Origin of the sequence: Thermotoga sp., from assembly GCF_021162145.1 — a bacterium.
GTDB lineage: Bacteria > Thermotogota > Thermotogae > Thermotogales > Thermotogaceae > Thermotoga.
The window spans coordinates 1-7,966 of record NZ_JAGGZH010000005.1 but is presented as its reverse complement, the minus strand read 5'-3'; the positions used below and the strand labels follow the sequence as shown (position 1 = coordinate 7,966).

The 7,966-nt window shown below is 43.2% G+C and carries 8 protein-coding genes; 1 reads left to right on the top strand and 7 read right to left on the bottom strand.

The genetic code is table 11. The features are described 5' to 3' along the window. From nrdD to J7K79_RS00260, 3 genes are all read right to left on the bottom strand, one after another. On the bottom strand, nucleotides 1–2,177 hold a 2,177-nt coding region (nrdD, locus tag J7K79_RS00270), incomplete at its 3' end, for an anaerobic ribonucleoside-triphosphate reductase (RefSeq protein WP_366932561.1). Between the two features lie 246 nt (nucleotides 2,178–2,423). Then, nucleotides 2,424–2,693 (bottom strand): 4Fe-4S cluster-binding domain-containing protein, encoded by a 270-nt coding sequence (locus J7K79_RS00265; protein ID WP_296903880.1) that lies wholly within the window; start codon nucleotides 2,691–2,693, stop codon nucleotides 2,424–2,426. Nucleotides 2,694–2,817: 124 nt separating this feature from the next. Next, a complete protein-coding gene (locus tag J7K79_RS00260) occupies nucleotides 2,818–3,318 on the bottom strand; it encodes a nitroreductase family protein (RefSeq protein WP_296903876.1) in 501 nt (166 codons plus the stop codon). 27 nt (nucleotides 3,319–3,345) lie between these two features. On the opposite strand from J7K79_RS00260, the gene J7K79_RS00255 reads away from it, so the two are divergent. Then, entirely contained in the window at nucleotides 3,346–4,008 is a 663-nt protein-coding gene (locus J7K79_RS00255; protein ID WP_296903874.1) for an endonuclease III domain-containing protein, read from the top strand. Here the strand turns inward: J7K79_RS00255 and lpdA are convergent. The 4 genes from lpdA to J7K79_RS00235 all read right to left on the bottom strand — a co-directional run. Further along, on the bottom strand, nucleotides 3,985–5,334 hold the full coding sequence (lpdA, locus tag J7K79_RS00250; RefSeq protein WP_296903872.1) for a dihydrolipoyl dehydrogenase: 1,350 nt from the start codon (nucleotides 5,332–5,334) through the stop codon (nucleotides 3,985–3,987). The two genes, J7K79_RS00255 and lpdA, sit on opposite strands and share 24 nt — an antisense overlap. Before the next feature lie 46 nt (nucleotides 5,335–5,380). After that, nucleotides 5,381–5,716, bottom strand: a complete 336-nt coding sequence (locus tag J7K79_RS00245; RefSeq protein WP_296903870.1) for a carboxymuconolactone decarboxylase family protein — start codon at nucleotides 5,714–5,716, stop codon at nucleotides 5,381–5,383. A 24-nt stretch (nucleotides 5,717–5,740) separates the two neighbouring features. Continuing rightward, complete coding sequence (locus J7K79_RS00240) at nucleotides 5,741–7,072, bottom strand: FAD-dependent oxidoreductase (protein ID WP_296903868.1); 1,332 nt, start codon at nucleotides 7,070–7,072, stop codon at nucleotides 5,741–5,743. Nucleotides 7,073–7,179: 107 nt separating this feature from the next. Then, nucleotides 7,180–7,966 (bottom strand): NAD(P)H-dependent glycerol-3-phosphate dehydrogenase (locus J7K79_RS00235; RefSeq protein ID WP_296903866.1); only part of this gene is annotated, 787 nt, incomplete at its 5' end.

The window sequence follows — 7,966 nt, the reverse complement described above, 5'->3', positions numbered from 1 at the left end:
TCGTCGAGGAACTTTCCATCTTTGTACAGAAGGCTTGCCGTCAGCACTGGGAAGGTGAACATCTGCCTTTTCCTTTCTTTTGCGACCCATTCCCAGTAGTGCTTCTGGAGTGCGATGATCTCTTCCACGTGATCTGTGATCAGAGAGCCGTCGGGGTATCGTTCGTTCTCAAATATTGCCCTGATGTAGTTTCTGTCCAGATAAGTGAAGTTCGTGTATGGAGACTGTGTTGTCCTGATCGGCTGGTTCAGGGAGTAGGTGAGTATCTGGAAATGCTGTTCTATATACCAATTGAGTTTCTCACGCGGAATGATGCCCTCTTCTAAATCTTTTTTCACAAAATACCACATCCAGACGAAGAAATCAGGTAAGCCCACCGCGCCGGAGCTCTGATTGGATGCAAACATGACGAACTGGATTACATGCTGAATGAATGTGGAAAGGTGTTTTGCAGGCTCTGACTTTATAGTCTTTATGAAGGGAAGTCCCTTCTCTACTATTGGCCTCAGGGTGTAAGCGAAACAATTGTGTGTTTCCATTCCGTTAACTAAGAATGAGTGTGATTCAGTTGTAAGGTCATATACGTATTCTTCTGTAAAGTCCTCAAATGGTTTTACAACTATAACGTCTTGCCATCCATAATCAAAGGTATAGCGTTTGTTTGAGTACTTCTTAATTTCATCGGTGGTTGTAAGTCTATCTTTAAATTCTGTAACTTTTTGTGATGAGAAAAGCTCTCCATCTTTTAATGGTGTAAATGCAATTTCATATACCATATGATTGCTTTTAACTTGAGCATTTTTGCCTGGAGTTCTTGGTGTTCCGTCTCTTACTATGTATCCGGCAGATTGGATTACAGCACGCAACTGGTTGAGTAATTTTCTCGAAGTCATTCTGATAGTTATTCGATTACTTCTACCCTTAATGAAATTAGCCATTTGTGTTCCGTCGCCGTCGATAATGCCTCCAACAATACCGTACAGGAAATCTTTGTTGAATTTCAAGAAATCAGGTCGAAGAGCCTTATTGCGTGCATAATCTCCTGTTATGAAGTATTTTATCAATGCAAAGAACAGCTTGTTCTTAAATACAAATTTTTTGCCAATGCTACCATTGCCTTTGTCATATATAGCAAAGTTAATGCCATGTTTCTTAGCAAATCTTTTTAGTCTTTCTAAGATTACCTTATCTTGAGTATCTACAGTAATAGTTGCATTGCTAAAGCTTCCTTCTGCAATAATTACTCCTAATATCCATCCAAAGTCTTTATCAAGCTCAAATTTATTCCTTAAGAAGAATGGACTTTTATGCAAAGAAATCACTGCATCATCCGGAATTGTATCTACTTTATCATATGGAACACCATCTACTAAGATGTTTTCTCTTATGTATTCTTTGCCATACATTTCTTCTAGCACATCTAATAAATCGATTTCTCTTACGTCGCCAAATGGCAGGTCAAATTGTTCCGAATAAATTTTCATTCCTGGTTTAACATCTATTGCTCTCATTTCTCCTGCATCTGTAATGACATGGTGATCTTCTGTCACTACTTTTGATGCGCCATTTGCTAATTTGATAAATACAAATTTGTTATCATGTTTCTTTTTAACGACTCTTGTGATCTTTGTCCATCCGTTTCTGTCTCTGACGTAAATGGATAGATCTGTAGTATCTTTAGCAACTGCCTTTTCGTCAATTGGTTCTTCTGCTTTGTCGATGGCATTGTATAATTCCTCAATAGATAGAAGTTTTTCCGTTCCATTATTGTCTTTTACCCAGAGTAATTCGTCGCGCATCACACAGTAAGGCATGAGAGCGGCATGGTGTCTATCGTGAAGATACAGAGCACCGTTTATCTGCAATTCAACGAATTCATCTGCAACTTCTTTTCCGAACATTTCTTTCATCTTCTGCCAGATTTTGTAGAGGGAATACAGATAGGTGTGGGGTTTGGAGATTTCGATAAAGTAAGTACTTATATTCGTTACCCTCACGTTCGCGTTGGCGTCAATGGTTGAATCTATAATTCCCCTCTTCACAAAATTTTCTGTGAACTTTACCACATCAAGCTGTTCCCCCAGCCCATCCATTTGGAACATTTCATAACCGTATTTTGAAAACAACTCATTGAGTAAAATTTCAAAGTCATTTTCGAATGAGTACCGAACTACCATTTAACTCCCTCCCCTTTACGACACTTACCGCTTTCTCGAAGTCAGCTCTGTTGAGATATAGCTGATTTTTAGAAGCAGGAAAGCTGTTCTGATGATACTTGTGCAGGTATCTGCCGAGAACGAATTCGTCAACGTATTGAACGTATTTCAAAAGATTCTCTTTCACTATATCTTTTGGCGTTCTCCAGCTGAAAAGAACGACAGTAATCTGCTCACCGTACTTTTTCTTGAAGTATTTCGATATTTTCAGAGCTCTCCCCGATTGTGTGGAGCAAGAGGCTCCCCTCCAAGAAGAGTCAGACTGACTTTCTTGAAATGTGTTAAAAGTCTTGAGAGTTTTTCATCAATAATTTCCAGTACTTTCTCCGGATCTCTTTTGTATTTTTCTGATATGTGCCATGTTTCAGGATTGTGACACATAAAACACTTTGGTTCTGCATCGCACCCCTGAAAATAAACCGACACCCCATAGAGATCTGGGTGATCTCTGAACGTTCCAATTCTGTTTATGTACAACGGAGGTCCCCCTTTCGGCAGGTTCTGCTGAAATTATACCACAATATATTGTGGTATCACGAGTTACATCTCAATAAATTGTTGATGGAAATTCTAAGATGACGGATCTGTTTGTTAATGTTTATTACCATTTTTCACGATGGATCCTCTCGGACTTGAATCTGTCCTCTGGAATTGGTTGTTCTGCGGGATATCCGATAGGAATGAGTGCAAACGGGATCACATGTTCTGGTATTCCAAGAAGTTTCTGGAAGTTTTTCACCCTCTCTTCCCTCGGATACACACCGCACCACACAGCGCCAAGGCCAAGCTCTGTTGCTCTCAAAAGGAGATTCTCCACAGCAGCAGAACAATCCTGAACCCAGAAACCTTTACACTTTTCAAGAGAGGGATCTCCGCAGACCAGGATGGCAACAGGTGCCTCCAGTATCATTTTCGCATGGGGATGTATTTCTGCTACTTTCTTTTTGGTCCCTTCATCTCTGATCACAACGAAGTGCCATGGTTGCTGATTGCAGGCAGAAGGTGCGTGCATAGCAGCCCTTATGACTTCCTTCACGAGTTCGTCGGGCACGTCTTTTTTTTGGTATTTCCTGATACTTCTCCTCTTGTAAATGACACTCATAGAATCACCCCCGATATAATTTTAAGTATGAAGCTGAAAGAACTCTACAGAAAATTGCGATCGATTCACGGACCAGTTGGCAAATGGTGGCCTGGAACACCAGAAGAGATCGTGGTGACCGCCATTCTCACCCAGAACACGAACTGGAAGAACGTCGAGCGTGCCATGAAAAACTTGAAGGACACGCTCAGTGGGAGTGATCTTTTGAAACAGCTGTTTCTCCTTCCCACCGAAAGGATAGCAAAGCTCATAAGACCGGCTGGTTTCTTCAACGTAAAGGCCGAAAGATTGAAAGCCCTCCTTGAGTTTTTGAAGGAGTATGATTTCAACCTGGAACGCTTGAAAAGAATGCCAACGGATACACTTCGAGAGCTACTTCTGAAAATAAAAGGCATCGGCAAAGAGACGGCCGATGCCATACTACTTTATGCGCTGGAAAAGCCCATTTTTGTCGTTGATAGCTACACAAAAAGGCTTTTAGTACGCATCTTCAACATCGAACTGAAAGACTACGATGATATTCAAAAACTCTTCATGTCACATTATTCGCCTGATGTTCATCTTTATCAGAAGCTACACGGGCTCATAGTGGAGCATGCCAAAAAATTTTGTAGCAAAGCTCCAAAATGTGCAAGATGTCCGTTGAGGAAAGAGTGTCTCCATGCTTCACAGATGAATGGGCTTTCCTGAGACTCCCTCCAGGGCTCCAAGGACCGTCTCAGTGAGTGTTGGATGTGGGTGAATGGCTTCTTCCAGATCTTTTGCCTTCATTCTGTACTTCACCGCTATGACTCCCTCCATGATCATGTCCGTCGCAGATGGAGAAACGATGCTCATCCCGAGTATAACTCCGCTTTTTTTGTCTGCTATGACTTTGACAAAGCCGATGTTTTCCAGCATCGTTCTTGCCCTTCCGTTGGCGGACACTGGGAACTTGAAGATCACAACGTTTTCTGGATTCACATCTTTTTCTTTCACACCAGTCGACGCTACTTCTGGGGAGGAGAATATTATGTTCGGAACAGCGGAGTAGTCCATTTCTTCCTCTATTCCGACTATGTTTTTCGCAGCAACTATCCCTTCGTACATGGCAACGTGTGCCAGCATGATCTCTCCTCTTATGTCTCCTATCGCGTAGACCCCTTCGACGTTTGTCTTCATCCTTTTGTCTGTTACAACGCCTCTTTCTACTTTCACTCCGAGGGCCTTCACATCCTCTGGTATGTTCGGTTTTCTTCCTACGGCGAGCAAAACCTTTTCTGCTTTCAGCGTTTCTCCTGTTTCTAGCGTTGCCTCAAAGCCATCTTCTGTCTTCTTCAAAGCGGTTACTTTCGTCTTTTCGAGGATTTTCACACCTTTTCTTTTCAGAGATTTTTTCACTTCTTCGGCTACATCTTCGTCTTCATAGGGAAGTATATGATCGGCGACTTCAACGATGGTCACGTTCACCTCAAAACTGCTGAAAAACGTAGCAAATTCCACACCTATGACTCCACCACCCACTATGAGGAGGGACTTTGGAAACTCTCCCAATTTGAACACGTCGTCACTCGTCCAGATACCATCCACGTCGAACGGTGGAAAAACACTGGGGACAGAGCCGTGTGCAAGAACGAGGTTCTTTGTTTCCAATCTCTCTCCTGTTTCTTTAACAACGACGGTATTTTTGTCTTCAATAACCCCTGTTCCCATGAACACGTCTACGTTGTTCTTTTTCATGAGGTACTCTATTCCTTTTCTGGACATCATGACACTCTTTTCTACGTGTTTCATCATAGAGGGAACGTCGAACTTCACACTGGAGACTTTCAATCCGTACTTTGCAGCTTTTTCCTTTATCTCACTCATCAAGTGGGATGCTGTGAGCATCGCCTTCGTTGGAATGCAACCTTTGTTGGTGCACGTTCCACCGAGCGCTTCTTTTTCCACAAGTGCTACTTTCTTTCCAAGTTGTGCAAGTTTTATAGCACAAACATATCCTCCAGGACCACCACCGATGATTACAGCGTCGTACATATCTTTTCCCTCCTGAGAAAACCCCTCCCGGCTGGGAGGGGTGAAGTTATTTTCCGAGAAACTCCAGGGCTATCTCGTAGGCTTTTAGACCGTACATCAAAGCAGGACCACCACCCATACACACCGCCACTTTTATCGTGTCCAGAATTTCCTCCTCTGTTGCGCCAGCTTTCACTGCTGCCTCTGTGTGCCACATGATGCAGGGTTCACATCTGACCGCTATGGCAATTCCAAGAGAGATGAGCTCTTTTGTCTTTGTGTCGAGAGCTTTTTGGCTTTCAGCTGCATGGACATACTCTGCAAATTTTCCAATTTCAGGAGCTTTTCCTATGATTTCCTGGAGTTGCTTTCTAATTTCCTCAAGCTTTTCTTTCGCTGCCATACTTAACACCTCCTGATTTTGATTTTATAAAACCATCTCAGCAGCTTTTGCCAGTGGATAGACCGTTGGAGCGGAAGTCAGCAGTGGATGTGTTCCTATCTGCATGGTGAATAGATCGTTCGCGGTGATACCTTTTTGTATTCCAAGACTGAGGATGTTCACAATTTCCCCAACGCTTTTTCCTCCACACACTTGAGCACCGAGCAGAATTTTGCTGTCTTCTGAGAAGATGAGTTTCACGATGAGTTTGGTGGTGTCTTCGAATTTTCCAGGATGTCTGTCTGGTGCCTCTGCTTTGCCAACAACGATTTCAAAGCTTTCTTCCCTTGCAACTCTTTCGGTTATACCAACAGAACCAAATGCCTTACTTCCTATAACAGTCGAATAGGCGTTCAACGAACCCTTGTTTGTTCTGATTACTTTCAGTCCGTAGAGGTTCGATGCGGCGATCCTCGCATCGAACACGGCGGCGGAAGCGAGCATGAGTCTGGAGGGTTTTCCTGTCAAGAAGTCCTTGTGTTGCACGCAATCGCCCGCGGCAAAGACATCTGGTTTTGATGTTCTCATGTACTCGTCTGTTTCTATGAAACCATACTCTGTTACTCTCAGGTCAAGCTTTCTTGCCAGATCGGAATTTGGTTTGTACCCTGTTGCGAGCACAACAACGTCGGTTGGTATTGTTTCACCATTGTCCAGCTTGACGCCTTCCACCCTACCTGATCCGTAAATCTCCGTTACCTTTCTGCCTGTTAGAACTTTCAAATTGTCCGCTTCGATTTCCTTCCTTGCGATCTCACCAAAATCGGGGTCGAAAGACACTGGTAGCAAGCTGTCCATGATCTCAACCAGTGTGACGTTCTTCCCGGATTTTTTCAACTCGTCTGCTACTTCCATACCGATGAATCCTCCACCGATGATCACCACGTTCTTTGCACCATCAATTTTTGAAGAGAGTACTTTCAAGTGATCTGCATCCTTCGAAACGGTGAAGACCCCTTCAAGATCGACCCCGGGGATATTTGGAATGTTCGGTGTGGAACCCGTTGCTATGATGAGCTTTTCATAAGGGATTTCTTTTCCAGTTTTTGTAATGATCTTTTTCTCATCAGTGCTACCGTCTACAACCTCGTCTATCAGAAGGTCTATGCCCGCACTTTTGAATTTTTCTTCTATACCCATGTAGTCATTTTCTACACCACCAAGCGTGTGAAAGATGTAAGGAATCCCACACGGGACCATTTCTTTTTCTGTTTTCTTCACAACGAGGATTTTCTTGTCTTTGTAAAATCTTTTGGTGGTGAACGCTGCAACGAGTCCGGCAGGCCCTCCCCCCACTACCACAACATCGTATTTCATGTTTTCACCTCCTAAAAGAGAAAACTTTCACAATTCATCCAAAACAATTCTACTGCTTTTTGAGTTAAATTTCAACGGCGAAGGTAGAAAATTTTTGTGGCGTAAAATCAATCGGCCCAGAACTCGTCTTTTAAACTTCTTCTCATAAGATCTTTCATCGATTGGAGGGGAGATTTCCCCTCGTAGATCACCCGGTAGACTTCCTCAGAAATGGGCATTTCCAGGTTCATTTCTTTTGCTTTCTTCACAACCGCTCTCACCGTGAATGCTCCTTCCACAACCTGATGGGAGCTTTCGAGGAGCTTTTGGGGATCAAATCCTTTTGCAATCAACTCGCCAAAACGTCTGTTTCTGCTGTACTTACTGTTACATGTGACCATGAGATCTCCAATACCTGCAAGTCCCATGAAGGTCTTCTGATTAGCCCCGAAGTGCCTTCCAAACCTTGTTATTTCATAGATTCCGCGAGTTTCAAGAGCAGCCTTTGCGTTGTCCCATCCACCAAGGCCGTCGAGGATACCAGCGGCAATTGCAATGACGTTCTTCAGCGCGCCAGCAATTTCCACGCCCACCACATCTTCGCAGGTGTAAACTCTGAAATACTCGTTTGAGATTCTCTTTTGCAATTCCTTTGCTTTGTTCCCTGCGAGTGTAACGGCCGTTGGTAGTTTCTTTGCCACCTCTTCAGCGTGAGATGGCCCGGAAAGAACCGCATAAGGGCACCCAAGAATTTCTTTTACGATCTCAGATACGCGTTTTCCTGTTTCTATTTCTATACCCTTTGAGAGATTCAGAACCATCAACGGCCTTTCTGAAAGCTTGGAAATGTCAACCCTTACATGTTGTTCCGGGATGACTTTTTTTAGAATTTCGATTCTTTTAGAAGAATTTTGT